Source organism: Streptomyces avidinii, from assembly GCF_045161815.1.
Lineage (GTDB): Bacteria > Actinomycetota > Actinomycetes > Streptomycetales > Streptomycetaceae > Streptomyces > Streptomyces avidinii.
Genome location: NZ_CP108863.1, coordinates 4,024,676 through 4,049,815 on the forward strand (window position 1 = coordinate 4,024,676; position 25,140 = coordinate 4,049,815).

Here is a 25,140-nt window from a genome sequence, read left to right on the forward strand (position 1 = left end):
CCGGGCGCCGGCCGTCGGGCGGATCCCGGTGCCTGGCCGGCCCGGCGGGGGCGACCGGGAGGGCACCGCACTTGCCCCCGGCCAGGTCCGAACGCCCTTGTCCGGGGCGGCGGCCGGCGGAAAGGCTGTGGTCAGACCTGATATCGAAGCTGTAACCCGAAGGAGCGAGCATGCCGACGTACCTCACCCCGGGCGTGTACGTGGAGGAGGTGCAGTCCGGTGCTCGCCCGATCGAAGGGGTCGGCACCGCCGTCGCCGCGTTCGTGGGCTTCGCCCAGACCGGCCCGTTCCACGAGCCGACTCTGGTCACCAGCTGGGACCAGTACTCCCAGCGGTTCGGCGGCTTCACCGAGGGCACCTACCTGCCGCACGCCGTCTACGGATACTTCGCCAACGGCGGCGGCGCCGCGTACGTCGTCCGCATCGGCGGGCAGGCCCAGGACGCCTCCGCACCGGCCGTCGCCGGCTCGGTCCCCCAGCCCCGCGCCGCGGAACCCGTCGAGCTCGGCGGCTTCCTGATCGCGGCCCGGCCGGGCGTCACCGGAGTGTCCGTGGAGATCGCCGCCGCGGAGGGCGAGAACCCGCCCGAGGACCGCTTCAAGATCCTGGTCCGCCAGGGCGAGCAGGTGGCCGAGACCTACGAGGTGTCCGCCCGCAAGAACGTCAAGGGCTACCTCGTCACCCAGGCCCGCGCCTCGAAGCTGATCGAGGTCACCGAGCAGCGGGGAGCGACCCAGACCCGGCCCGCCGGGCAGACCGTCGTCGTGCCCGACGCCTCCGCCGCGTCGCCCGCTCCGGCCGGCGGCGCCGGTGTGGCCCGGCTCGACCCGGCCGAGTACGTCGGCGACTCCGCCGCCCGCACCGGGTTCGCCGGTCTGGAGACCATCGACGAGATCACCATGGTCGCGGTGCCGGACCTGATGAGCGCCTACCAGCGCGGCGACATCGACTCCGAGGGCGTACGCACCGTGCAGCTCGCGGTGATCTCGCACTGCGAGCAGATGGGCGACCGGGTGGCCGTCCTGGACACCCCGCCCGGTCTCTCCGCACAGCAGGTGCGCACCTGGCGCAACGACGAGGCGGGCTACGACTCCCGCTACGCCACCCTGTACTACCCGTGGGTGCGGGTCTTCGACCCGGCCGCCGGGCGCAACACGACCGTCCCGCCGAGCGGCCACGTCGCCGGCGTATGGGCGCGCAGCGACGCCGAGCGCGGTGTGCACAAGGCCCCCGCCAACGAGGTGATCCGCGGCGCGGTGGACCTGGAACTGCGCCTGAGCAAGGGCGAGCAGGACCTGCTCAACCCGATCGGCGTGAACTGCGTACGGGCCTTCCCCGGCCGGGGCATCCGGATCTGGGGCGCCCGCACCCTCTCCTCGGACCCGGCCTGGCGCTACCTGAACGTGCGCCGCCTCTTCAACTACCTGGAGGAATCCATCCTCCTGGGTACCCAGTGGGTGGTCTTCGAGCCGAACGACGACCGGCTCTGGTCGAGCATCCGGCGCAACGTCACCGCGTTCCTCACCGAGGAATGGCGCCGCGGCGCGCTGTTCGGCCGCACGGCGGCGGAGGCGTTCTACGTCAAGTGCGACCGGGACAACAACCCTCAGGAATCGATCGACCAGGGCCGCGTGGTCTGCGAGATCGGTGTGTCGCCCGTCAAGCCCGCCGAGTTCGTGGTGTTCCGGCTGGCCCAGTTCTCCGACAGCACCAGCCTCATCGACGAGTGACCCTCCGGGGCAGCAAGGAAAGGTGAAGGACAGTCATGGCAGAGGGCGATGCTCTTTCCACCCATATCTTCGGCGTACAGCTCGGCGGCTACCTGGTCGAATCGATCCAGGAGATCAGCGGCCTGACCGTCGAGGAAGAGGTCGTCGAGGTCCGCCAGGTCAGCGCGGAGGGCAAGCAGATCATCCGCAAGCAGCCCGGCGCGCGCCAGGCGGGCGAGGTCACGATCACCCGGGGACTCGACAAGAGCAGCGAGTTCACCAAGTGGATCAAGGAGACCTTGAACAACGGTGCCGTCGACACCGCGCGGCAGAACCTCACCATCGAGATCAAGGACTCCACGGGTGCGACCGTCCGCCGCATCCAGCTGATGCAGGGCTGGGCCTCCAAGTGGGAGGGCCCCTCCCTCAAGGCCGGCGAGTCCGCCGCAGCCACCGAGTCCGTGACCATCGTGTTCGAGGAGATCATCGTCGAATGAGGCGCCGTACGGTGACGGCGGGCAACCTGGAGGAGATCCTCCAGGTCACAGCGCCCGCGACGGCCCCGGAGCCGGCGGCCGCACCCCCGGCCGCCGCCGCTCCGGCGGGGCGCGAGGACCACGGCCTGCGGACGGAGTTCGAGTTCGAGCTGCCGCGCGGGTACGTCGACGAAGCAGGCACGGTGCACCGGCACGGCTCGATGCGCCTGGCCACCGCCCGCGACGAACTGCGCCCCCAGATCGACCTGCGGGTCAAGGAGAACCCGGCGTACCTGAGCGTGGTGCTGCTCAGCCAGGTGATCACCCGGCTCGGCACCATCACCGACGTGCACGCCGGGATCGTGGAACGGATGTACGCGACCGACGTCGCGTTCCTCCAGGACTTCTACCGGCGCGTCAACAGCGAGGGGCACACCCGCGCGGCCGTCACCTGCCCGCACTGCGAAGGCGGTTTCGAGGTCGACCTCTCCGGTGGGCGCCTGGGGGAATCGTGACGTACGCCCTCCCCCGGCTCAGGGAGGAGATCGCGTACATCGCCTACCACTTCCACTGGCAACGCGACGAGATCCTCGACCTGACCCACGGCGAGCGCCAGGAGTGGGTCACCGAGATAGCTCGAATGAACACCCGTGTGAACGAAGGCGGTTGAACGCATGGCATGGCGGGACAGGCTGCGTCGGCGCGCCGCCACGGCCGTGCCGGAGGCCGCGGACGCGGCCCCGACAGCGGCGCCGGAGGCTGCGCGGGGCACGGCCGCCGTGCGGGACGGTGCCGTGCCCGGCGACTGGGACGGCGGCTGGCGCATGACGGCGCCGCCCGCACTGACCGTGTCCCGCGCGGCCATCGGCGTCAGCGACGGGCTCGCCTTCCGGGCCGGCCTGGCCGCGTGGCGCGACCCGTCGTTCGACACCGGGCTCGCCCACGCCGTGCTGCCGTCCGCCCCGGCGGGCCTCGTGCGCGGGGTCACCCGCCCCGCCGGTCCCCGCAGCGGCCCCGGGGGCGGCGGCCCGCTGCTGCTGCGGGCACTGCGGCAGCCGGACGAGGCGGAGGCGGCCCCTGCGCCGGGCACGTCGCCGACGGCCGGCGCCCCGCAGATCTCGCGCCGGGTCCGGCCCGGCACCCCGTCGTCCCGTCCGGGCGGCTCGGCCACGAGCGGCCCGGCGACAGCCGGCCCCGACCCGGTCGTCACCCGTTCCACCGCCCGCGGCGGCGCGTCCACGCACTCCGCCCCCGTACGCGGCACACCCGGCCCCTCCGTACAGCGGGCCGGGGCCACCGCGTCCCCCGCCGCTCCCGACTCCACGTCCGGCGCCACGCCGTCCCGTCCGTCCCGTCCGGGCAGCCCGGGCGCCCGCGGCCGGGCCGCCGATCCGGTGGTGTCCGGACCGGGCGCGCCCGTGCCGAACTCCGCGTCGCCGTCGCGCGGCGGCGCTCCGGGGGTTGTCGTCGCCCGTGGCGGTGCGGCCACGCACCCCGCAGCCGCCCTCGGCACGCCGGCTCCCGCCGTACAGCGGGCCGGGGCCGCGGGCAGCGGCGCCGCAGTGGCCCCTGCCGCGCCCGGCCGTGCGCCGACGCCTGCGCGGTTCCCGCTGGTCCGCCGGATCGCGGTGGTCCCCGACGCCTCGGCGAGCCGGGGAGCGTCCGCCGGGAGTGCCACCCCGTCCCCGTCCGGTCCGCCCGTCCAGCGGGCCGCGGCCGGCCCGGCCGGCTCCACCGAGTCCGCTTCCGTGGTCCGCCCGCGCTCCGTCGGCCGCACGCTGACCGTCGCGCGGGTCCCCGCCACGCCCGGGCGCCGCGTGTCCGTCGTGCGCCCCGCACCGGTGCGGACGGCACCGGCCGCGGCCGAGTCGGGAACGCCCGTACAGCGCGCGGACGGTCGCGCACCGCTCGGCACGCCCGTCACCGGGCTGCCGCCCGCGACCCCGCCGTCGGACCACCCCGCAACGGCCCCCGCGCCCACCCCGGCCATGCCCATCGTCCAGCGCCGGGCAGAGCCGGCGGCCGATGGCGCCGCCGGCCCGTCGGGCCGCTCCGCAGCAGCTCCCGTACCCGTGACGCCCGTGGTCCAGCGCCGGGCGGAGCCCTCGGCCGAGGGTGCGACCACCCCCGACAGCGGAGGCCCGCAGCGCGGCACGGAGAAGCCCGCCGCGGGCGCCGTGGCACCCGTGCAGCGTGCGGAGGTTCGTCCACCGCTCGGCGCCGGCCTCACCGAACTGCCGCCCACGGCGCCGCCGTCGGACCACCCGGCAACGGCCCCCGCACCCGCCCCGGCGATGCCCATCGTCCAGCGCCGGGCAGAGCCGGCGGCCGATGGCGCCGCCGGCCCGGAAACGCCTGTGCAGCGTGCGGGAAGCCGCCCACCGCTCGGGGCGCCCCTCACCGAACTGCCTGCCACGGCCGTCCCGTCGGGCCACCCCGCAGCCGCTCCCACGACCGACCCCGCAATGCCCGTCGTCCAGCGCCAGGCAGAGCCCACGGCCGCGGGCGGCGCCGCTCCCCACAGCAGCGGACCGAAGCCCACCGCCCGCCCCGAGGCACCCGCACAGCGGGCACGGACCCGCGCACCCCTCGGGGCGCCCCTCACCGAACTGCCCGCCACGGCCGTCCCGTCGGGCCACCCCGCAGCCGCTCCCACGACCGACCCCGCAATGCCCGTCGTCCAGCGCCAGGCAGAGCCCACGGCCGCGGGCGGCGCCGCTCCCCACAGCAGCGGACCGAAGCCCACCGCCCGCCCCGAGGCACCCGCACAGCGGGCACGGACCCGCGCACCCCTCGGGGCGCCCCTCACCGAACTGCCCGCCACGGCCGTCCCGTCGGGCCACCCCGCAGCCGCTCCCACGACCGACCCCGCAATGCCCGTCGTCCAGCGCCAGGCAGAGCCCACGGCCGCGGGCGGCGCCGCTCCCCACAGCAGCGGACCGAAGCCCACCGCCCGCCCCGAGGCACCCGCACAGCGGGCACGGACCCGCGCACCCCTCGGGGCGCCCCTCACCGAACTGCCCGCCACGGCCGTCCCGTCGGGCCACCCCGCAGCCGCTCCCACGACCGACCCCGCAATGCCCGTCGTCCAGCGCCAGGCAGAGCCCACGGCCGCGGGCGGCGCCGCTCCCCACAGCAGCGGACCGAAGCCCACCGCCCGCCCCGAGGCACCCGCACAGCGGGCACGGACCCGCGCACCCCTCGGGGCGCCCCTCACCGAACTGCCCGCCACGGCCACACCGTCGGGCCACCCCGCAGCCGCTCCCACGACCGACCCCGCAATGCCCGTCGTCCAGCGCCGGACGGAGCCCACGGCCGACAGCGCCGGGCCCGGGACGACCCGTGGGTCCACGCCGCGGGTCCGTAGCGGCCTGGGGGCGCCGCTGCCCGCGCTGCCGCCGAGCGCCGCGCCGCCCGCTTCCGCCTCGTCCCGGGCCCGAGCGGCTCGGCCCGCCTCCCCCGCCGCCGTACAGCGCGCAGCTGCGCCCGGTGCGCCGTCGACGCCGACGGGTCATGCACCCGTGCTCGGGGCAGGCTCTGCCGCCCCGCGCGCACCCCGGACCGGCGGCCCCGGTGCACCCCCCGGGGCCGCCCACCCGCCTCCGCCGGTCGTCGCCCGACCGGTCTCCGGCCCGGGCGCGGCCCCGCACCCCGTGGCGAGCCGCACCCTCCAGCTCCTGGCGGCCCGGCCCCTGCCCCTGCCCCTCGGCACCCGTGACATGGGGAGCGCCGCCGCCCCCGCCGCCCGCCCGGCGAGCCGTCCCGTGGTCCCGGCGCGCTGGCCCGCTCCGACCGCCTCGGCCGCCGCGCCGCAGCAGGTCCAGCGAGCCGCGGCGGGCGGGCCGCGCGCAGCGACCCCGCACGCGGTGCATGCCGTACGTGCCGTGCGCCCCGCGCCGCCCGCGCAGGCCCCCACCCGTTCCGCGGCGACGCCTCTCCCCGTGACCGGCCCGCACGCACCGCCGCTCGTGGTCCAGCCGGCGCCGGTCACCTCGTCGGCGCAGCCCGTACCCGTCGTCCGCCCCAGGACACCGGCCCCGACCGGCACCCCCGGGGCCGGTACCCCGGGAGCCACCGGTCCCGCGCAACCGGCGCCGGTGCAGCGCGCCGCGGCCGGCGGCACCCGGCCCGCCCCGGCCGACCGGCACGCAACACCGGCACCGGCACCGCAGGTCCCCGACTCCGATCTGGACGATCTGGCACGCCGCCTGCTGGACCCGGTCTCCCGCCTGCTGCGCACCGAGTTGCGGCGCGGCCGGGAACGCGCGGGCCGGCCCTTCGACGGCCGCCGCTGAGAACGCGTACGCACGAGAAACGGACGACGGACCCATGACGGACAACATCTTCGCGACCAGCGTGTTCTTCCGGCTGGCCATCGGCGGCAACGACCTGGGCGCCTTCCACACCTGCTCCGGCATGGGCGCCGAGGTCGAGATGGAGAGCTACGCCGAGGGCGGCAACAACGGCTTCACCTGGCAGCTGCCGGGCCGCGTGACCTGGTCGAACATCACCCTGACCCGGCCCGTCACCGCGGACACGGCGAAGATCGGCCGCTGGCTGGACGAGACGCTGCGGCGGGTCGAGCCCAAGGACGGGGAGATCGTGGCGCTACGGCCCGACCTGAGCCGGATCATCAGCTGGCAGGTCTTCGGGATCGTCCCGGTCCGATGGCAGGGGCCGTCCTTCGACCCCGCCAACTCCGCGGCCGCGGTGGAGACGTTGGAGATCGCGCACCAGGGGCTGCTGCCCACCTGACCACCCGGCGTCCCGCCCGTACCCGTCCTCCTGCGCCACCCCCGCTCCCGCTCCGCTCCCGAAGGGAACCACGCCATGGCCTCATCGGCACGCGCCAGCCGCGCCCGGGCCCAGCTCACCCTCAAGGAGCCCCCGACCTCGGTCGGGGCCAAGCCCGGCGGGGTGCTCGCGAAGCTCGATCTCCAGTTCAACCCGTCGACCCTGCAGCTGGGCAAGACCACCGAGTGGCGGCGCTCCCCGTCCCGGATGGCCGGGCAGTCCGCGCTGCCCGAGTTCGTGGGCAGCGGTCCGCGCACCCTGAGCCTGGAAGTGTTCCTGGACGCGACCGCCACCCACGACAACTCGGTGGAGCAGGCGGTGGAGAAACTGATGAAGGCGTGCGTCCCTACCCCGGCCAGTCTCGGCCGCAAGAAGCCGGCGAGCCCCTGGGTGCGCTTCGAGTGGGGCAGCGCGCGGACGACGTCGTTCGACGGGGTCCTGTCGAACCTCTCGGTGTCGTACACGCTCTTCGACGTGGACGGCAAACCGCTGCGGGCCACCTGCTCGCTGTCCATCGAGGAGGCCAGCGTCGACCCGCCGGGCCAGAACCCGACCTCCGGCTCACGCACGGCCCGCAGCACGCACATCGTGGTGGCGGGCGACAGCCTGGCGATGCTCGCCTGGCGCGAGTACGGCGACGCGACGGCCTGGCGGGTCATCGCGGAGGCCAACGGCATAGACGACCCCATGGCACTCGTCCCCGGCACCGAGATCGTGGTGCCGGGCACGCAGGACCAGCACGGCGAGGAGGAGCAGCGGTGAGCGGGTCCGAGTCCGGAGGCCGGTCGTTCGCGGCCGACCCGATCGTGGAGGCCCCCGGCGAACTGCCGCCGATCTGGGCGGCACAACTGGTGAGCTGCGTGGTGGACGAGAACGTGGGCCTGCCGGACACGGCGGTCCTCACCTACCGCGACCCCGACCACGAGTTCCTGCGCGCCACCGGCATCACCATCGGCTCCCCGCTGCGGGTGTCGGTGACGACCGTGAAGGGGCAGGCCCGGGAGCGGCTGTTCAACGGCGAGGTCACGGCCCTGGAGATCGACCGGGACCGCACGGGATCGTTCACGGTCGTCCGCGCCTACTCCAAGGCGCACCGCCTCCAGCGCGGCCGCAAGGTCGTGGCGTACCGGAACATGACGGCCGCCGCCATCGTCCGCAAGGTGGCCGCCGGAGCGGGCCTCGCCGTCGGGAAGGTGGAGGCCGCGCCGGTGACGTACAAGCAGCTGTCCCAGGCGAACGTCTCCGACTGGGACTTCCTGCAGTACCTCGCGGGCGAGAGCGGCGCACAGGTACGCGTCGACGACCAGGGGCTGCTCCAGTTCACCCGGCCCGTGAAGGCGTCCGGGGCGCCCGCCCCGTCGACGTCGGCCGTGCGCAATCCGATGGTCCTGGAGTACGGGAGGAACCTCCTCGCCCTGCGGGCCGCGCTGTCGGCCGCCGACGGCTCCTCGACCGTGCAGGTGCGCGGCTGGGACGTGACCACCAAGCGGCCACTGGTCGCCCAGCAGCCGTCGGTCGTCAGCGACACGGTGGTGCCGGGCCTCAGCCCCGCGCTCGCCGCGCGCTTCGGCAAGTCTGCCGTGGCCGTCACCGACACTCCGTACCGTACGCAGGCCGAGACCACGGCGGTCGCCAAGGCGGCGGCCGACCGGATCAGCTCCGGTTTCGGCGAGCTGGAGGCGGTGGCCGAGGGGAACCCGCTGCTGCGGGCGGGCAAGGCGGTGGCGCTCGGCAACGTGGGACAGGCGTTCTCCGGCCGGTACACGGCGACGGCGGTCCAACACGTGCTGGAGCCGCACGGCGGCTACCGCACCACCGTGTGGGTCAGCTCCAGCCCGGACCGCTCCCTCGCCGGCCTGGTGACCGGTGCCAACGCGCCGGGGCGCGGCCCGCGCATCCCGGGGCTCGCGATCGGCGTGGTGACGGACGTGCGCGAGCCGAACGGCTCCGAACGCGGCGCGGTGCGGCTGAAGTTCCCCTGGCTGGACGACACCTACGTCACCGACTGGGTGCGCACCGTCCAGTGGGGCGGCAAGGGCGGCGGCGGTGTGGTGAGCCCCGAGGTCAACGACGAGGTGCTCGTCGGGTTCGAGCAGGGCCTGCTCGACAGCCCGTACGTCATCGGCGGGCTCTACAACGGCGTGGACCAGCCCTCACCGCACGACGTGCCGCTGATCGACAAGACCAGCGGAAAGGTCAACCGCCGCTCGGTGGTGTCACGTTCGGGCCACCGCGTGGAACTGCTGGACGCGGCGGCGCCCGGGCCCTCCGGGCTGCGCCTGGTCACCGGGGACGAGCGGCTGGAAGTACGCATGGACGACCGCCGGGACCGCATCGAGCTCACCGTGTACGCGGGGCGGGGCCGCCCGCTGACCTCGGTCCTGCTGGACAAGAACGGCATCACGCTGGACGCCCGGCAGGGCACCGTGAAGGTGTCCGGCCGCCAGGTGGACATCGACGGCACCGCCGGGGTCAGCATCGGCGGCCGGTCGGTGAAGGTGAACGGCACCGCGGACGTCACCGTCAACGGCGGCCTGCTCGCCGTCCTCAAGGCCCGGCTCATCCGGATCAACTGAAGCTCCCCCGGCTCCCGTACCACGTCCCCGTGCCCCGATCCCGTATCCCGTCCCCGCACCGCGACCCCGCACCACGACCGCCTTCCCCGAGGAGAACCCGATGCCAGCCGCAGCCCGTACCGGCGACCCCACCAACCACGGTGGCCGGCTCGCCACGCCGCCGCCCGGCGCCGCCGCGGCGGTGGCGACGGTGCTGATCGGCGGCCTCCCCGCCGCCGTCGTGGGCAGCCTGCACGTCTGCGTGGTCCCGCCGCACGCGGCCATGGGACCGGCCAACGTGATCATGCCCAACCCGGCCGCCCTCGCCGCGGGCACGGTGCTCATCGGCGGACTGCCCGCCGCGCGGGCGCGCGACCAGACCGCATGCGGCGCGATGGTCCTGACCGGCGCTCCGAACGTCCTGATCGGCGGTGTGTGATGAGCGAACGGTTCATCGGGCGCGGCTGGGCGTTCCCCCTGCGGGTCGGGCCGACCGGCGGCATCGCCATGGTCGAGCGGGAACGGGAACTCGAAGAAGCCATCCGGCTGGTCCTGGGCACCGCTCCGGGCGAGCGGCCGATGCGGCCCGAATTCGGCTGCGGCATCCACGAGTACGTCTTCGCCCCCGGCGACGGCGACACCGCCGGGCGGGTCGCCCAGCAGGTGCGCGAGGCCCTGGAGCGCTGGGAGCCCAGGATCGCGGTGGACGAGGTCGTCGTGGCCTTCGACGCCGTGGAGGCGGGCACCCTCTACATCGATGTGCACTACACGGTGCGCACCACCAACGACCGGCGCAACCTGGTCTTCCCCTTCTACACGATCCCCTCCGAGGAGGGGGCCGAGGAAATGGTCGCGGACTGATGGCCCTGCCCTCCCCCAACCTGGACGACCGGCGGTTCCAGCAACTCGTCGACGAGGCGAAGCGGTACGTGCAGCAGCGCGCGCCGGAGTGGACCGACCACAACGTCTCCGACCCGGGCGTCACCCTGATCGAGACGTTCGCCTACCTCGTGGACCAGCTGCTGTACCGGCTGAACCGGGTCCCGGACAAGAACTACCTGGCGTTCCTGGACCTGTTGGACATCCAGCTGTACCCGCCGTCGGCGGCCGTCGCCGACGTCGACTTCTGGCTGTCGGCCCCGCAGCCCGACACGGTGACGCTGCCCGCGGGCACCGAGGTGACGACCGCCGCCGGCGAGAGCGAGGAAGCCGTGGTGTTCGCGACCACCGGCGATCTGCGCATCGTGCCCAGCGAGTTGATGCGCCTGGTCACCGCGCCCCGCAGCGGCGACATGACCGACCGGACCGGCGCGCTCGCCGAGGGCCGCGACATACCGTGCTTCCGGGCGACGCCCGAGCCCGGCGACGCCCTGCTGTTCGGTCTGCCGACGGCGGTACCGCGCTGCGTGGTCGCGGTCCGTCTCGACAGCCGCGTCGAGGGCGTCGGTGTCGACCCGCGCCAGCCCCCGCTGGTCTGGGAGGCCTGGGACGGCGGCCGCTGGCAGCGCTGCGAGACCGACTCCGACAGCACCGGCGGTCTCAACCGGCCCGGTGAGGTCATCGTGTACGTACCGGCCGGGCACACCGCGTCGCTGCTGAGCGGCACCCGCGCGGGCTGGCTGCGCTGCCGGGTCACCGAGCCGGAGCCCGGCCAGCCGTTCTACTCGGAGTCCCCGACCGTGCGCGAGGCCGCCGTCTTCACCGTCGGCGGCACGATGGCCGTGGAGCACGCCGAGCGCGTGACCGACGTACCGCTCGGCGCGTCGGAGGGGGTGGCGGGGCAGACCTTCCGGCTCGGCCGCCCGCCCGTGCTGCTCGACGGGGAACCGCCGGCGGTGGAGGTGTCCTCGGCCGACGGATGGCAGCGCTGGGAGGTGGTGGAGCACTTCGGCCGCTCGGGTCCCGACGACCGGCACGTCCGCGTGAACGCCACCACCGGCGAGTTCACGTTCCCGCCGGTACTGCGCGAGGCCGACGGCACCCTGCGGCCGTGCGGCGCAGTGCCGCCCAAGGGCTCCCAGATCCGTGTGGCCCGCTACCGCACCGGGGGCGGCCCCGCGGGCAACGTCTCGCGCGGCGCGATCTCCGTACTGCGCAGCTCCGTCCCCTACGTCGCCCGGGTCACCAACCGGGAGGCGGCCCGCGGCGGCGTGGCCGGGGAGACGATCGACAACGCCAAGCTGCGGGCGCCGGAAACGCTGCGCATGCAGGAGCGCGCGGTGACCGCCGAGGACTACGAGATCATCGCCCGCCAGGCAGCGCCCTCGGTGCGCCGGGTCCGCTGCCTGCCCGACCGGGACGGCGGAGCGGGCCCGGGCGCGGTACGCGTCCTCGTGGTTCCGGACGCCGTGGCCGACGAAGGCGACGACCGGCTCCGCTTCGAGCAGCTGATCCCCTCCGACCAGGTGCTCGCCGCGATCACCGGCACCCTCGACGAACGGCGGCTGATCGGCACGCGCCTCGTCGTGGAGCCACCCGTCTACCAGGGCGTCACCGTGGTCGTCCGGCTGTCGGCACCCGCTGCGGACGCCGACCGGGTGCGCGAGGCGGCACTCGCCGCGCTGTTCCGCCACCTCAACCCCCTGAGCGGCGGGCCCGACGGCGCCGGCTGGCCGTTCGGGCGGCCCGTCCAGTACGGCGAGGTGTTCGGCGTACTGCAACGCGCCGTCGGAGACGTCCTGGTGGAGGAGATCCGGATGTTCGCCGCCGACCCGATCACCGGGCGGCGCGGCGCCCCCGTCGACCGGATCGACATCGGAGCGGGCGCGCTGGTCTTCTCCTACCAGCACCAGGTGGTCGTGACGGAGCCGGAGACGGGGGTGCACGGATGAGCCGGGCCGCCGTCCCCGGCCTCCCGAGCCGGCATCCGATCGGCGGGCAACTGCCCGCGCTGTACGCCGAGGACGACTTCGCGCAGCGGTTCACGGCGGGGCTGGACACCGTCCTCGCCCCGGTGTTCTCGACCCTCGACAACCTGCCCTCCTACTTCGACCCCCGGCTGGCCCCGGCCGACTTCCTGCCCTGGCTGGCCTCCTGGGTGGGCGGCATCGACGACGCCGGGTGGCCCACCGAATTGCGGCGCGAGGCGGTGGCGCGGGCGGTGGAACTGCACCGCTGGCGCGGTACCCGGCGCGGCCTGACCGAGGCCCTGCGCCTGGTGCTGGGGGTGTCCGCCGAGGTCAGCGGGGACGGCGGGGCCGCCTGGTCCCGTACGGCCGGTGCCGAACTGCCCGCCGCTCCGGCCGGCGAGGTCCTGATCAGGGTGTGGCCGTACCGCGGGGCGGCGGTGGATGCGGACCGGGTCCGCGCGCTCGTGCGCACCCTGTGCCCCGTCCACACGGTCTGCCGGATCGAGGTCCTGTCCGGACCGCCCGCGGGCGAAGGGAAGTGACAGCGGTGCGTGCGTGTCCCGTGTGCGGGTCGTCCAACGGCGCGACGGACGACTTCTGCGGCAACTGCGGTGCCTACCTGGGCTGGTCGGGCTCCGCCCCGGCGCGGAGCCCGGCCGCTCCGGAGGCCGGCGCCCCCGACCCGGCCGACGACGCAGGACCCGCGGCGGAGTCGGCTCCTGCGCGCGCCACGACCGGCTCGGCCCCACCTGCGCCCGCCGCGGCCGGGTCGGCCCCGGCTGCTCCCTCCCGTGCCGAGTCGACCCCCTCCGCAGCACCCGCGGCGGAGCCGGCGGCTGCGCCCGCCGGAAGCGGCTCGGCCCGGCCTGCGCCCTCCGGGGCGGAGCCGGCGCCGCCCACGACGGCCGAAGCGGATCGGCAGCACGTGCTCCGCCCCGCCGCACCCGCCGGGGCGGAGCCCGACCCCGCCGCGCCCGCCGGCGCGGATCGGCGGCTGCCCTGGCAGCGCCGACGCTCTGCCCCGCCCGCACCCGGGGCCGCGGCCGGGTCCGGCCCGCCCGCGGCCCCGGGTGCGGAACCGGCCCGGTCCACGCCGGCCGCCGCCGATCGGCCCGGGCCGGACTCCGCCGCGCCCGCCGTGGCGGAGTCCGGTCCGGCCGGACCCACCGCCGCGGAACCGGCCGCGGCTGCGGCCCCCGCCCCGCCGCAGGGCCGGGAGGACCGGTCCGGCCGTGGGGCGTCCGCGCCCACGAGCGTGCCGCCGACACCGCCCGCACCCCCGGCACCCCCGGCACCCCCGGCGCGGCCGCCCGCCGCTCCGACTGCCGCGCGGCCGCCCGCCGCTCCCCGGGCCGTCGCGCCGCAGGCACCGGCGTCGCCGCAGCCCGTGCGGCCCGCGAAGGCGGCCCGGCCGCGCCCGGTCGTGCGTACCGCCGCGGTGAGCGACGACGTGTCCGGCGTGCCGTGCCCCGCCTGCGGCACGCCCAATCCGCCGGACCGCCGGTTCTGCCGCCGCTGCGCGGCCCCGCTGACGCCCACCACCGCACCGGCCCCCCTGCCGTGGTGGCGGACGATATGGCCGTTCCGCCGCCGCACGCGCGCGGGTTCCGGCCGGGCGGCGCGCTTCCTGGTGGTCCTGGCCGTCGTACTGGCCCTCTGCGCGGGCGGCTTCCTGCTGCTGCCGGCCGGACGCCACCTGATCGAGGACACCCGCGACAAGCTCGGCAAGGCCAAGGCGGTGACCGCCACCCGCGTCGAGGCGAGCGCCGAGGTGCCCGGGCATCCGGTGGGCGACAGCACGGACGGGCTCAGCAACCGCTACTGGGGCGCGCCCGGCCCCGGCGCCTCGGTGACGTACACCTTCGCCAAGCCGTTCCGCCTGGTCGCCGTGATCATCACCAATGGCGCCTCGTCGGCGCCCGAGGAGTACGCGCGGCAGGCACGGGCGCTCCAGATCGACATGGAGGTGACGTCGAAGGACGGCCGGAAGATCCACAAGAAGCTCGCCCTCAGCGACAAGCCCGGTCCCCAGACCTTCCCCACCGGCATCAGCGATGTCACCGCGGTCCGGCTGACCCTGGACGCACCCGCCGGGGCCGCATCGGAGCGCCATCTCGCCCTGGCGGAGGTGGAGTTCTTCCAGCGGAGCTGACGGACCCCGGGCGGGGCCGCGCCGCAGTAGCGTGTCCGGATGGAGACGCACGTACGGCTGGAGCCCTGGTCCGCCGGGGACTTCTGGCTGCTGGAGCGCGAGAACGAGCCCGTCATGACCGAGTTCCTGGGCGGTCCCGAGCCGGCCGCGAAACTCCTCGACCGGCAGCGGCGCTACGAGGCCCTGAGCGCGCGGGAGCCCGCTGCCGGGCGGATGTTCCGCGTCGTGTGGACCGAACGCGGCGAGAGCGTCGGGTCCGTCGGCTTCTGGGAGCGGGAGTGGCGGGGCGAGCAGGTCTACGAGGCCGGCTGGGGCATCCTGCCCGAGTTCCGGGGCCACGGCCTGGCCGTGGTCGCGCTGAACGGGCTCCTGGCCCACGTCCGCGTCCACGGCTCCCGCGACAGCGTCCACGCCTTCCCCGGCACCGACCACCCGGCGTCCAACGCGGTGTGCCGGCGTGCCGGGTTCGAGTACCTGGGCGATGTCGACTTCGAGTACCCGCCCGGGGTGCCCCACCCGAGCTGCGACTGGCGCTACCGGGTGGGGCGGCCGCAGGACCCGGTCACTGCGGTCACTCCGGTCGATCCGGTCACACCGTCAGGATGATCCGGCCGCGGACCCCCGGGGTCCCCAGGTACGCGTGGGCCTTCGCGACCTCCGCGAGCGGGAAGGTCTGCGCGACCCGCAGGGTCAGGCCGCCCGCGTCGACCAGGGCCACCAGGCGGGCCAGATGGGCCCCGTCCGCCGCGACCTCCTGCTCCTCGACCCGGATGCCGCGCTCCGCGGCCGGGGCGTGGTTCGGGATCAGGCCGACGTAGACCCCGCCGTCGCGTACGAAGCCCAGCGCGGCCGCGCCCAGTACGGCCGCGTCCAGGACCCCGTCCACGGGCCCGGCCGGAGCCGCGCCGCGCGGGACGAAGCCGGCCGCGCCCAGGGACCGTACGAGCTCCTCGTCCTCCTCGCCCGCCAGGGCCGTCACCACCAGGCCGGCCCGCGCGGCGAGCTGGACGGCCAGGCCGCCGACGACGCCCGCGGCTCCGGTGATCAGCACCGAGGAGCCGGGGGCGAGCCCCAGCAGGTCCACCGCGCGGGCGGCGGTGAGGCCGCCCAGCGGGAGCCCGGCCGCGGCCACGGCGTCCACGGTGGTCGGCGCGGCCGCCACGGCGGTGGCGTCGAGCACCACGTACCGGGCGTGCGTGCCGAGCGGCTTCACCGCCCCGTGGTGCAGGCCCACGACCCGGTCGCCGACCTTCCAGCCCGTCACGCCGGCGCCGACCTCGTCGATCTCGCCGGCCACCTCCCAGCCGAGGCCGAGCCGCTGTCCTGCGCCGCCGAAGACCCCGGCGCGGACCGCGCCGTCCACCGGGTTCAGCCCGGCGGCGGCGACCCTGACGCGGAGCTGTCCGGCGGCGGGGCGCGGGGCGGGGACCTCGGCCAGTGCGACCTGCTCCGGACCGCCGAACTCGCTCACCACGGCCGCCGGCATCGTCTGCTCGCTCATTTTCGTCTCTCCCGTTCGAGTGTTCGTGTGTACGTCTGTTCGCTCGTTCCTGGTGAGCACTAACCTAGGGAGAGTTACTCTCTTTTCGTAAGTACGCACTCCAAGGTGCGTACCCGACCCGGAAGTGGGGCACCCATGGCCACCAGCACCGCCGCGGCCCGCCGCGAGGAAGCCCGAGCCGCCTACGACGCGTTCCTGAAGGAGTGCCCCACGAGCCAGCTCCTGGCCCGCATCAGCGACAAGTGGGTCGGCCTCATCGTCAGCGCCCTCGGCCAGGCCGAGGACCGCTCCATGCGCTACAGCGACCTCGGCCGCAAGATCCCCGGCGTCAGCCAGAAGATGCTCACCCAGACCCTCCGCTCCCTCGAACGCGACGGCCTCGTCACCCGCACCGTCACCCCCACCGTCCCCGCCCGCGTCGACTACCGGCTCACCGACCTCGGCAGCAGCCTCGGCTGCCTCCTGTCCTCCGTGAAGCTCTGGGCCGAGAACCACTTCGACGAGGTCAGCACCCATCGCGACACCTACGACCGGGCCACCGCGACCTCGTAAATTCAGCCGCGACCGACGCCCCGGCAATGGCATGCTGACAGGGTGAACGGACCCGGCATTCAGCTCACCCTCGCCCCTGAACTGCGCCTCTTCGCCCCGCCCAGCCGGCGCGCCGACCGCGTACCGACCGCGACCGACGGCGCCTCCAGCCTCGGCCACGTCGTCGAATCGGCCGGCGTCCCGCTCACCGAGGTCGGCCGTCTCCTCGTCGACGGCCACGAGGTACCCGTCTCCTACGTTCCCCAGGACGGCCAGAACGTCGAGGTGTTCGGCGTAGAGCGGCCCCAGCAGGTCCCGGGCGCCCCGCTCCGCTTCCTCCTCGACGTGCACCTCGGCACCCTCGCCCGCCGCCTGCGCCTGCTCGGCGTCGACGCCGCCTACGAGAACGAGGACATCGGCGACCCCGCCCTCGCCACCCGCTCCGCCGCCGAGCGGCGCGTCCTGCTCTCCCGCGACCGCGGCCTGCTGCGCCGCCGCGAGCTGTTCGCCGGCGCGTACGTCTACAGCGACAACCCGGACGAGCAACTGCGCGACGTACTGGGCCGGTTCGCGCCCGCCCTCGCCCCGTGGACGCGCTGCACCGCCTGCAACGGCCCGCTCCGCGAGGCCGACAAGGAGAGCGTCGGCGACCGCCTGGAACAGGGCACGCACCGCTCCTACGACGTCTTCGCGCAGTGCTCGGCGTGCGAGCGCGTCTACTGGCGCGGCGCCCACCACGCCCGCCTGGAGCGGATCGTCGACGAGGCCCTCGTGGAGTTCGGCACCGCCTAGTGCTGTGACCGGGAAGGGCCCAGAAGGCCGGGAGGGCCGGGAGGGCCGGGAAGGCCCTGGAAGGTTCCGGAAGGTTCCGGACGGTTCTAGAAGGCGTACGTGTCGCCCGTGTCCAGCGCCAGCACCACGTGCTCGTTGTTGGTGTGGTTCCGGTCGAGCGCACCGCCGTCCCACCACGTGTCGACCCGCACCGCCACCTCCGGGGCCGGCTCCCGCAGCTCCAGCAGCAGCGCGATGTGCCGGCCCCGCCCGTGCAGCGGCAGCGACCCCGTCTCGCACACCACCTCGCGCGAGCCCGCCCGCGCGCAGCCCTCCGACAGCTGCTGCCGGTCCGCGAGCTCGGCCGACAGCCGCACCCGCAGCGTCGCGTTCGGCACCGCGGCGGGCCCGTCGTTCTCCGGGACCAGCCAGATCCGCAGCCGCGCCCCGGACAGGGCCACCCGGCCGTGGTAGGCCACATCGGCCTCCGGGCCGTCCCCCGTCGATGCCTGCGCCGACCCGGGGACACCCGCGCCGAGCGCCAGCAAACCCGCCACCACCACACTTCGTACGGCACCACGGCGCACCGACACCACCTCCTCGCGCGGAGGCTAGCCAGCCGCGCCCCGGGCCGGTCGGACCATCACACGAACGAGGGCGCGCCCACCCCCATCTGGCGTGCGCGCCTTCGCGCCACGCCCGCACCGGGCCGGGCCCGGATCCGCACGCCCCGCGCGGCTCCCGAGCCCCGCCTATGCTGGCGGGTAATCGCCCGTACGAACGACCGAGGAGCCCGCACATGAGCACGGCCGCCACCCGAACCGCCGTAGTCACCGGCGCGAGCAGCGGCATCGGCGCGGCCACCGCCCGGCAGCTCGCCGCAGCCGGCTACCACGTCGTCCTCACCGCCCGCCGCAAGGACCGCATCGAGGCCCTCGCCGCAGAGCTGACCGAGGCCGGTCACCGGGCCACCGCGTACGCCCTCGACGTCACCGACCGCACCGCCGTCGACGCCTTCGCGGCCTCCCTCGACCGCTGTGACGTCCTCGTCAACAACGCGGGCGGCGCGATCGGAGCCGAGCCGGTCGCCACCGGCGACCCCGCCGACTGGCGCACGATGTACGAGGTCAACGTCATCGGCACGCTCCACGTCACCCAGGCCCTGCTCCCCGCCCTCACCGCCTCCGGCGACGGCACGGTCGTGGTCCTGTCGTCCACCGCCGGCCACTCCACGTACGAGGGCGGAGCCGGCTACGTCGCCGCCAAGAACGGCGCCCGCGTCCTCGCGGAGACCCTGCGCCTGGAGATCGTCGGCCAGCCCGTCCGCGTCATCGAGATCGCCCCGGGCATGGTCAAGACCGAGGAGTTCGCGAAGACCCGGTTCCGCGGCGACGCGGAGAAGGCGGAGAAGGTCTACGCGGGCGTCGCGGAGCCCCTGTCCGCCGACGACGTGGCCGACACCATCACCTGGGCGGTCACCCGCCCCAGCCACGTCAACATCGACCTCCTGGTGGTCCGCCCCCGCGCCCAGGCCTCCAACACCAAGGTCCACCGCGAGCTCTAGGCCGTCGCCTTCAGGTGCGGCACGAGGGCCGCCGGCTCCGGCCGGCGGCCCTCGCCGCGTCGTCGTTCACCGCCCCGTACGGCGGCCGCAGCAGCTTCGGCGTCCGCCCGGGGCGCCCTGGAGCCGCTCCCCGGGCGTCAGGCGTCCACGAGGTCCTTCACACCGAGCTTGTCCCGGGCGAAGCCGAGGTTGCGGACCACCCGGTCCCGCTCCGCCGGGGGCAGCTTGTCCCCCGCGAGCAGCCGTTCCGCGCACTGCGCCGACTCCTCGTACGCCCCGACCCAGTAGGCGGCGACGGCCAGTTCGTCCAGGGCGCGCCAGTCGTACCAGTCGAACTCGACGAACAGGATGTCGCTCGGGTACGGGATCCGCGCCGCTGCCCGCGCGAACAGGTGCGCCAGCGGCCAGCGTTGTCCCTCGACCCGGCACAGGCGTGCGAGGTCGCCCAGGGCTTCCGCACGCTCGGGGCGGCTCTCGTGCGCACCCAGGTAGCGGTCCATCACCTCGGCGGCCGGCCGGCCGAGGCTCGCCGCGAGCCGTGCGGCGTAGAGGCGGGCGCAGAAGACCTCCTCGGCGAAGCCGCCCATGCCCGCCCGGCGGTCGTAGGCGGCCAGGGCCTTCTCCGGCTCTCCCGCGTCGCGCCAGCTCTGGGCGAGATAGAAGACGTAGCGGGCGTTGTCGGGTTCCTCGGCCAGACCCGCTTCGAGGACCGCCGCGTCGTGCAGGTACTTCTTCCGCTGACCGTCCCGCACGAGACGGGCGCCGCCGCCCACCGAGAGGATGTGGGCGCCGGTGAGCGTCCCCAGGCCGTAGGGGCCCCCGCAGTCGATGTACTCGTGCAGGACGCCGACGTAGCGCCAGGGAAGCCGCGTGGAGACCAGGGCCGGACGCCAGTGGACGATCGGGCCGTCGTGCAGCGCCACCCGGTAGGCGTCCTCGGTCAGCTCCGGCATGCGGAAGCCCGGCTCGACCTCCATCAGGTCGTCGGCGTCGATGAAGAGCAGGTAGTCCGCGTCCGCGCGGGCGAGGTCGATCGCCTCGCTGCGGCTCTTGTCGAAGCCCCGGAACGGGCTCTCGTGCAGGGTGCCGGGCAGATCGCCCAGGACCTCCCGGATCACGTCCTGGGTGCCGTCCGTCGAGCCGGTGTCCAGGATGACCCAGCGGTCGATCAGCGGCCGCACGGATTCGAGACAGCGGCGGATGACCGGCGCCTCGTCCTTGACGATCATGTTCAGGCAGACCTTTGATTTCACAGCCCGTCCAACCGAGGTGAGTACCGACAGGGGAGAGGCGGCCTACGGTTTGCGCTGCAGGAGCGCGACGGTCAGCCCGCTCAGCCGCTCCGTCCCGTAGGTCGTGTACTGCGCGCGCAGAGCCCGGGCCTGCTCCGCGGGGACCGGCTCCAGGGGATCCGGACCGGTTCCGGGAACGACCACCCAGATGCGGCTCTCGCCCCGCAGGCACCGGGCCGGCTGCGTGCAGTGCACCGGGTACAACTCGTCGTTCTCGGCTGCCGACCTGGCGAGGAAGACCTCCCTCAGCTCCAGATCGCGCAGGTAGTAGCGGACCCCCCGGTCGAGCATCCACGGCGCTCCCCGGACGTACACCACCCCGTCGCCCGGCCGGTGGTACTTCGCGATGGTCCGCGCCGCCCCCGCGTAGTCCGCACCGTGCGGGACGTCGTGCTCGAACGGCTCCCGCATCCTGCGCTGGTCGGGCAGGAGGAGCAGCGAGAGCACCGCCAGGACCACGGCGGCGACGCGCCAGGACCGGGCGGCTGCGGCGAGCCCGGCCCCCGCCAGTACCGCCCAGCACGGCACGGTGAACATGACGTACTGGAAGCGGAAGTAGGAGACCTCGCCGTGCGAGGCCGCCCACAGCACCAGCGGGGGCACCACGACCAGTGCGACGCACGGCAGCAGGACCTCGCGGCGCTCCCTCCCCGCGAGTGCGGCCAGCGCGACCACGGCTCCGGCGCACAGGCCCGACGCGAACACCTGGGGCCAGATGCCGACGAGGGCCCACAGGTCCGGCTGCGGAACCCAGAAGAGCTGGCGGGACGCCTGCGACCGGCCGAGCAGCATCACCGGCAGGGCGCAGGCGGCGCCGGCCGCGGCCGACGGCAGGAAGCACCACAGGACCCGGCGTTCGCGGCGCGCGCGCAGGAGCACCGCCACCAGGTGGCCCGCCACGACCGTGAGCGCCACGAGGTGCAGCAGGCCGACGACGGCCAGGCACGCGCCGTACCCGGCCCAGCGGCCCGGGCTCAGGGGCCTGTCGAACGCCCGGAGCAGCAGGAGCGTGGCCACGGTGGCGGCCAGGACCACGAGGGCGTAGCCGCGGGCTTCCTGGCCGTAGCGGCTCACCACGGGGACGACGGCGAAGAGCATTCCCCCGCACAGGCCGGCCCGCTCGCCGAAGAGCCGCCGGCCGATCAGGGCGACAACCGCGGCCGTGGCGCCCATGGCCAGCGCCGAAGGCATCCGCAGGCTCGTGTGCGAGTCCCCGAAGACGGCCGTCCACCCGTGCATCAACAGGTAGTACGTGCCGTGCACCGCGTCGACGTGGTGCAGCATCGCCAGAATCCGGTCCGTGCTCCGTTCGGCGACGTCCCAGGTCACGATCTCGTCGGTGCCCAGCAGCGGAGTCCGGATCCCGGTGAGCGTGCACGCCAGAGCGGCCAGCGCCGGCCACAGCCACAGGCCGAAAGACGCTCCGGGGAGCTGTCGCCTCGCTGTCCCCGGCCCGGTCTCCGTGTCCTGCGCCGGTCGGATAAGAGTCGTCACGCAGACAGTGATAGCTGCGACACGGGGGCGCAGCCGGGTCGCCACGAACGGACAGCGGACCCTTTCGCCTGATCAGCCCCGCACCCCGATCGGGCCACAACCCATGGGCCAATGTGTTGATACGTCTGCGCGCCTGCCTCGGGATACCGGGGCGCTGCCCGAATGCTGCCGGTGCAGGATCAACCCCCATCGGTTCCACGAGGAGCAATGCAATGAGTCCCGAGAATTGGTCGCCGTCCCGTCTGGGCCCGCTGCCCCGGCAGGGCAAGTGGCGGGTCGGCAGCGCGGTGGCATCCCTGGCCGTCGTGATGCTCGGCTATGCGACTCCCGCACTGGCGGTCGCCGAAAGACCTCAACCGTCCGGCGCCGGTCCGGCCGCCGCGATGGACGGGGACAAGTGCAAGGCGGACCACGGCCGGCACGACGAGGGTCCCGACGTCCAGGGCTTCGGCGGGGGCCACGAGGACAAGTGCAAGGGTGCGACCGGAGCCACCGGCCCGACGGGACCGACGGGACCGACGGGTGCCACCGGGGCGACCGGGGCGACCGGGGCGACGGGAGCCACCGGAGCCACCGGCACCGGCGCGACGGGAGCGACCGGCGCAACGGGAGCCACGGGAGCGACCGGCGCCACGGGGGCGACCGGAGCGACGGGCGCCACCGGCCCGTGCGTCGACATCTCCACCTCGTGGGACGAGGAGGAGGTCAAGTACAAGGCCGTCCTCGCCCCGAACGGCATCGCCTATGCGGGCGTCTACGACTTCAACGCGATCAACCCGGTCGCGCCGGCCTACACCTGGTACGACCTCACCACCGGTGCGACGGACTATCCCGCCAACCCGTGCGGCATCACGATCGCCGAGACCGCGAACAGGGTGATCGTCGAGGTGCTCACCACGGCCGGAGCGGTCTGGGAGACCGAGTGTCCCGTGGTCCGGGGTGAGCCGGACCTGCTGGACTGCCCCGACCCCGTCGTCTGGACACCCGCCAACCCGCAGCCCGGGGCGCTCATGCGCAAGCACGGCAGCCTGATGCTGAAGCCCGGTACCGGTGCGGCCCCGGTCGACAAGGGCCTCTCGAAGAGCTCCGAGCGGCCCTGACCCCACCCGAATCCCACGCCCGTGCCGTGCCCGGAACCTTCCGGGCACGGCACGCGTGCGTACGTACGTCCGTGCGCGGGCCTCAGCCCTTGACGCAGATGACCTGCTTGAGCTTGGCCACGACCTCCACCAGGTCGGTCTGCTGGTCGATGACCTGCTCGATGGACTTGTACGCACCCGGGATCTCGTCCACGACGCCCGAGTCCTTGCGGCACTCCACGCCCTTGGTCTGCTCCGCCAGGTCCCGCGCCGAGAACCGCTTCTTCGCCGCCGTCCGGCTCATCTTCCGGCCCGCGCCGTGCGAGGCCGAGTTGAAGGACTTCTCGTTGCCGAGCCCCTTCACGATGTACGAGCCCGTGCCCATGGATCCCGGGATGATCCCGTAGTCACCGCTGCCGGCCCGGATCGCGCCCTTGCGGGTGACCAGCAGGTCCATGCCGTCGTACCGCTCCTCCGCCACGTAGTTGTGGTGGCAGCTGATCTCGCGGTCGAAGGAGACCTTCGCCTTGCGGAACTCCTTGCGGACGACCTCCTTGAACAGGCTCATCATGGCCGCGCGGTTGTACTTCGCGTACTCCTGGGCCCAGAAGAGGTCGTTGCGGTACGCCGCCATCTCGGGCGTGGCCGCGAGGAAGACCGCGAGGTCCCGGTCGACCAGGTTCTGGTTGTGGTCGAGCCCCCGGGCCACCTCGATGTGGTGTGCCGCGAGCTCGTTGCCGATGTTCCGGGAGCCGGAGTGCAGCATGAGCCAGACCGAACCCGACTCATCGAGACAGAACTCGATGAAGTGATTGCCGCTTCCGAGCGTTCCGATCTGCTTCATGGCGCGCTCGTGACGGAACTTGACCGAGTCGGTGAGGTAGTCGAACCGGCTCCAGAGGTCCTCGTACCCCTCCACCGAGAAGCCGTACAGCCGCGACGGGTCCACGGCCTCCTTGTGCAGGCCCGTCCCCACCGGAATCGCCCGCTCGATCTTCGACCGCAGCCCCGACAGGTCCCCCGGCAGGTCGTTCGCCGTCAGGGACGTCTTCACCGCCGACATGCCGCAGCCGATGTCCACGCCCACCGCCGCCGGGCAGACCGCGTCCTTCATGGCGATCACCGAGCCGACGGTGGCGCCCTTGCCGTAGTGGACGTCGGGCATGACGGCCAGGCCCTTGATCCAGGGCAGGGTGGCGACGTTGCGCAGCTGCTGCATCGCGCCGTCCTCGACCGACGCCGGGTCGGTCCACATCCGGATCGGGACCTTCGCCCCGGGCACCTCTACGTACGACATAAGAAATCAATCCCCCGAAAACCACAGAAAAGTCAGAAAGCGCAAAAGCCTCGCTCTTGATCCCAAATACGACAGAGGACCGGCGCCGGCACCAGCGTGTGCGATAGACATTGTGTCCAGCCGTGCCCGAGTCACGGCAACGCATTTTCCTGACCGTCGGGGGGCCCGCCGGTCGAAGGGAGCCAGTGGACGTGCAGCTCAAGGCGGTACGGCGGCGAGTCCTGCCGGGCATCGCGATGCTCACCGCGCTCGCGGCCGGAGCGGCCGGCCTGACCGGGTGCACCGGCGGGAGCGGCGGCGGGGGCACCAGCGACTCCAAGGCCGGCGGGAGCTCCGCCGCGCCCGCCCAACCGGGGAAGTACCGCAGTCTGCCCGCGCCCTGCAAGGCCGTCGCCGACAGCAAGAAGCTCAAGGGCATGCTCCCGGCCGGGGACAGCCTCACCCCGGAGCAGCGCGACCAGATGTACACCGGCGTCGCGGACGCCTCGTACGACGGCGACCGGCACGTCGGCTGCCGCTGGACCGGGCAGAGCCCCGAGGAGACCCGGCTGCTGTCGGTCCGCTTCGAGCGCGTGGTCTCCTACGACCGGTCCGCCACCAGCGACGACGACAAGGCCAAGCAGGTCTACGTACGTCGGCTCACCGACGCGAAGCTGCCCTTCCCCGGCCCGACCGGCAGCCCGGCCGCGAGCCCGACCCCGGCGGCCCCCACCCCCGCTCCCCCGGCCTCGCCCACGCCCGCCTCCGGGGCGCCGTCGTCCCCCGGCGCGAGCCCCTCCGCCCCGGTCGAGCTCGGATCCCGCGTCCTGGAGGGCCCCGGCAGCGACGCCTTCCTGGAGGACAAGCTCAGCCCCGCCGGGGCCAGCGCCGCACAGTCGCGCACCGTGCGGATTGTGTTCCGCACCTCGAATGTCCTCGTCACCATCGAGTACAGCGTGCAGCCCGCACTGCCCGGCACGATCCCGCCGAGCACCGAAACCCAGGACAGGACACGGCAGTTGGCCCAGGCCCTGGCCGAGCGTTTCAGCGAGTGAGTGGTGCGCGCCACGCCCCGGGGTGACGGCGCGCACAGCAGC

The 25,140-nt window shown here is 74.4% G+C and carries 24 protein-coding genes; 19 read left to right on the top strand and 5 right to left on the bottom strand.

Annotated features, from left to right (window positions below; all coding sequences use genetic code 11):
- The first annotated feature begins 170 nt into the window (after window positions 1-170).
- The 14 genes from OG373_RS17740 (at window position 171) to OG373_RS17805 (ending at window position 15,141) form a co-directional block, all read left to right on the top strand.
- Entirely contained in the window at window positions 171-1,730 is a 1,560-nt protein-coding gene (locus OG373_RS17740; RefSeq protein WP_397734946.1) for a phage tail sheath family protein, read from the top strand.
- A gap of 35 nt (window positions 1,731-1,765) precedes the next feature.
- Window positions 1,766-2,206, top strand: coding sequence for a phage tail protein (locus OG373_RS17745; RefSeq protein ID WP_030388073.1), 441 nt, complete (start codon window positions 1,766-1,768; stop codon window positions 2,204-2,206).
- Window positions 2,203-2,700: a hypothetical protein gene (locus OG373_RS17750; protein ID WP_403472982.1), complete on the top strand. Its 498-nt coding sequence runs from the start codon at window positions 2,203-2,205 to the stop codon at window positions 2,698-2,700. Before OG373_RS17745 ends, OG373_RS17750 begins: the two co-directional genes overlap by 4 nt.
- Window positions 2,697-2,855, top strand: a complete 159-nt coding sequence (locus OG373_RS17755; protein WP_397734950.1) for a DUF6760 family protein — start codon at window positions 2,697-2,699, stop codon at window positions 2,853-2,855. Before OG373_RS17750 ends, OG373_RS17755 begins: the two co-directional genes overlap by 4 nt.
- A gap of 4 nt (window positions 2,856-2,859) precedes the next feature.
- Window positions 2,860-6,480: a hypothetical protein gene (locus OG373_RS17760; protein ID WP_405439187.1), complete on the top strand. Its 3,621-nt coding sequence runs from the start codon at window positions 2,860-2,862 to the stop codon at window positions 6,478-6,480.
- A gap of 34 nt (window positions 6,481-6,514) precedes the next feature.
- Complete coding sequence (locus OG373_RS17765) at window positions 6,515-6,940, top strand: phage tail protein (RefSeq protein WP_189970865.1); 426 nt, start codon at window positions 6,515-6,517, stop codon at window positions 6,938-6,940.
- A 75-nt stretch (window positions 6,941-7,015) separates the two neighbouring features.
- Window positions 7,016-7,741: a LysM peptidoglycan-binding domain-containing protein gene (locus OG373_RS17770; RefSeq protein ID WP_189970867.1), complete on the top strand. Its 726-nt coding sequence runs from the start codon at window positions 7,016-7,018 to the stop codon at window positions 7,739-7,741.
- Window positions 7,738-9,555 (top strand): VgrG-related protein, encoded by a 1,818-nt coding sequence (locus OG373_RS17775; RefSeq protein ID WP_405439188.1) that lies wholly within the window; start codon window positions 7,738-7,740, stop codon window positions 9,553-9,555. The genes OG373_RS17770 and OG373_RS17775 overlap by 4 nt, the downstream gene beginning before the upstream one ends.
- 100 nt (window positions 9,556-9,655) lie before the next feature.
- The gene (locus OG373_RS17780; protein ID WP_405439189.1) at window positions 9,656-9,973 is read left to right on the top strand and encodes a PAAR domain-containing protein; all 318 of its coding nucleotides are present in this window, start codon (window positions 9,656-9,658) and stop codon (window positions 9,971-9,973) included.
- On the top strand, window positions 9,973-10,395 hold the full coding sequence (locus OG373_RS17785; RefSeq protein WP_190184825.1) for a GPW/gp25 family protein: 423 nt from the start codon (window positions 9,973-9,975) through the stop codon (window positions 10,393-10,395). Before OG373_RS17780 ends, OG373_RS17785 begins: the two co-directional genes overlap by 1 nt.
- Window positions 10,395-12,365, top strand: a complete 1,971-nt coding sequence (locus OG373_RS17790) for a putative baseplate assembly protein (protein ID WP_405439190.1) — start codon at window positions 10,395-10,397, stop codon at window positions 12,363-12,365. Before OG373_RS17785 ends, OG373_RS17790 begins: the two co-directional genes overlap by 1 nt.
- A complete protein-coding gene (locus tag OG373_RS17795) occupies window positions 12,362-12,925 on the top strand; it encodes a phage tail protein (protein ID WP_405439191.1) in 564 nt (187 codons plus the stop codon). The genes OG373_RS17790 and OG373_RS17795 overlap by 4 nt, the downstream gene beginning before the upstream one ends.
- 5 nt (window positions 12,926-12,930) lie before the next feature.
- The gene (locus OG373_RS17800; protein ID WP_405439192.1) at window positions 12,931-14,535 is read left to right on the top strand and encodes an NADase-type glycan-binding domain-containing protein; all 1,605 of its coding nucleotides are present in this window, start codon (window positions 12,931-12,933) and stop codon (window positions 14,533-14,535) included.
- A gap of 39 nt (window positions 14,536-14,574) precedes the next feature.
- The gene (locus tag OG373_RS17805; RefSeq protein WP_405439193.1) at window positions 14,575-15,141 is read left to right on the top strand and encodes a GNAT family N-acetyltransferase; all 567 of its coding nucleotides are present in this window, start codon (window positions 14,575-14,577) and stop codon (window positions 15,139-15,141) included.
- On the opposite strand, the gene OG373_RS17810 is transcribed toward OG373_RS17805, so the two are convergent.
- A complete protein-coding gene (locus OG373_RS17810; RefSeq protein WP_405444099.1) occupies window positions 15,125-16,021 on the bottom strand; it encodes an NADP-dependent oxidoreductase in 897 nt (298 codons plus the stop codon). The two genes, OG373_RS17805 and OG373_RS17810, sit on opposite strands and share 17 nt — an antisense overlap.
- 150 nt (window positions 16,022-16,171) lie before the next feature.
- Between OG373_RS17810 and OG373_RS17815 the strand changes: the two genes are divergently transcribed.
- On the top strand, window positions 16,172-16,588 hold the full coding sequence (locus OG373_RS17815) for a winged helix-turn-helix transcriptional regulator (protein WP_397734965.1): 417 nt from the start codon (window positions 16,172-16,174) through the stop codon (window positions 16,586-16,588).
- 42 nt (window positions 16,589-16,630) lie between these two features.
- A complete protein-coding gene (locus tag OG373_RS17820) occupies window positions 16,631-17,359 on the top strand; it encodes a Mut7-C RNAse domain-containing protein (protein ID WP_405439194.1) in 729 nt (242 codons plus the stop codon).
- Between the two features lie 86 nt (window positions 17,360-17,445).
- Here OG373_RS17820 and OG373_RS17825 read toward each other — a convergent pair whose 3' ends face one another.
- On the bottom strand, window positions 17,446-17,895 hold the full coding sequence (locus OG373_RS17825; protein ID WP_405439195.1) for a hypothetical protein: 450 nt from the start codon (window positions 17,893-17,895) through the stop codon (window positions 17,446-17,448).
- A gap of 242 nt (window positions 17,896-18,137) precedes the next feature.
- Between OG373_RS17825 and OG373_RS17830 the strand changes: the two genes are divergently transcribed.
- On the top strand, window positions 18,138-18,902 hold the full coding sequence (locus OG373_RS17830; protein ID WP_397734973.1) for an SDR family NAD(P)-dependent oxidoreductase: 765 nt from the start codon (window positions 18,138-18,140) through the stop codon (window positions 18,900-18,902).
- A gap of 137 nt (window positions 18,903-19,039) precedes the next feature.
- Here the strand turns inward: OG373_RS17830 and OG373_RS17835 are convergent, their stop codons facing one another.
- A complete protein-coding gene (locus OG373_RS17835) occupies window positions 19,040-20,131 on the bottom strand; it encodes a glycosyltransferase (protein WP_405439196.1) in 1,092 nt (363 codons plus the stop codon).
- 66 nt (window positions 20,132-20,197) lie between these two features.
- Window positions 20,198-21,688, bottom strand: coding sequence for a glycosyltransferase family 39 protein (locus OG373_RS17840; RefSeq protein WP_405439197.1), 1,491 nt, complete (start codon window positions 21,686-21,688; stop codon window positions 20,198-20,200).
- Between the two features lie 212 nt (window positions 21,689-21,900).
- On the opposite strand from OG373_RS17840, the gene OG373_RS17845 reads away from it, so the two are divergent.
- Window positions 21,901-22,788 (top strand): hypothetical protein, encoded by an 888-nt coding sequence (locus OG373_RS17845; protein ID WP_405439198.1) that lies wholly within the window; start codon window positions 21,901-21,903, stop codon window positions 22,786-22,788.
- Between the two features lie 82 nt (window positions 22,789-22,870).
- Here the strand turns inward: OG373_RS17845 and OG373_RS17850 are convergent, their stop codons facing one another.
- Window positions 22,871-24,064, bottom strand: coding sequence for an RtcB family protein (locus OG373_RS17850; RefSeq protein WP_405439199.1), 1,194 nt, complete (start codon window positions 24,062-24,064; stop codon window positions 22,871-22,873).
- A 191-nt stretch (window positions 24,065-24,255) separates the two neighbouring features.
- Here OG373_RS17850 and OG373_RS17855 point away from each other — a divergent pair, with 191 nt between their 5' ends.
- Complete coding sequence (locus OG373_RS17855) at window positions 24,256-25,098, top strand: DUF3558 domain-containing protein (protein WP_405439200.1); 843 nt, start codon at window positions 24,256-24,258, stop codon at window positions 25,096-25,098.
- Window positions 25,099-25,140 lie beyond the last annotated feature (42 nt).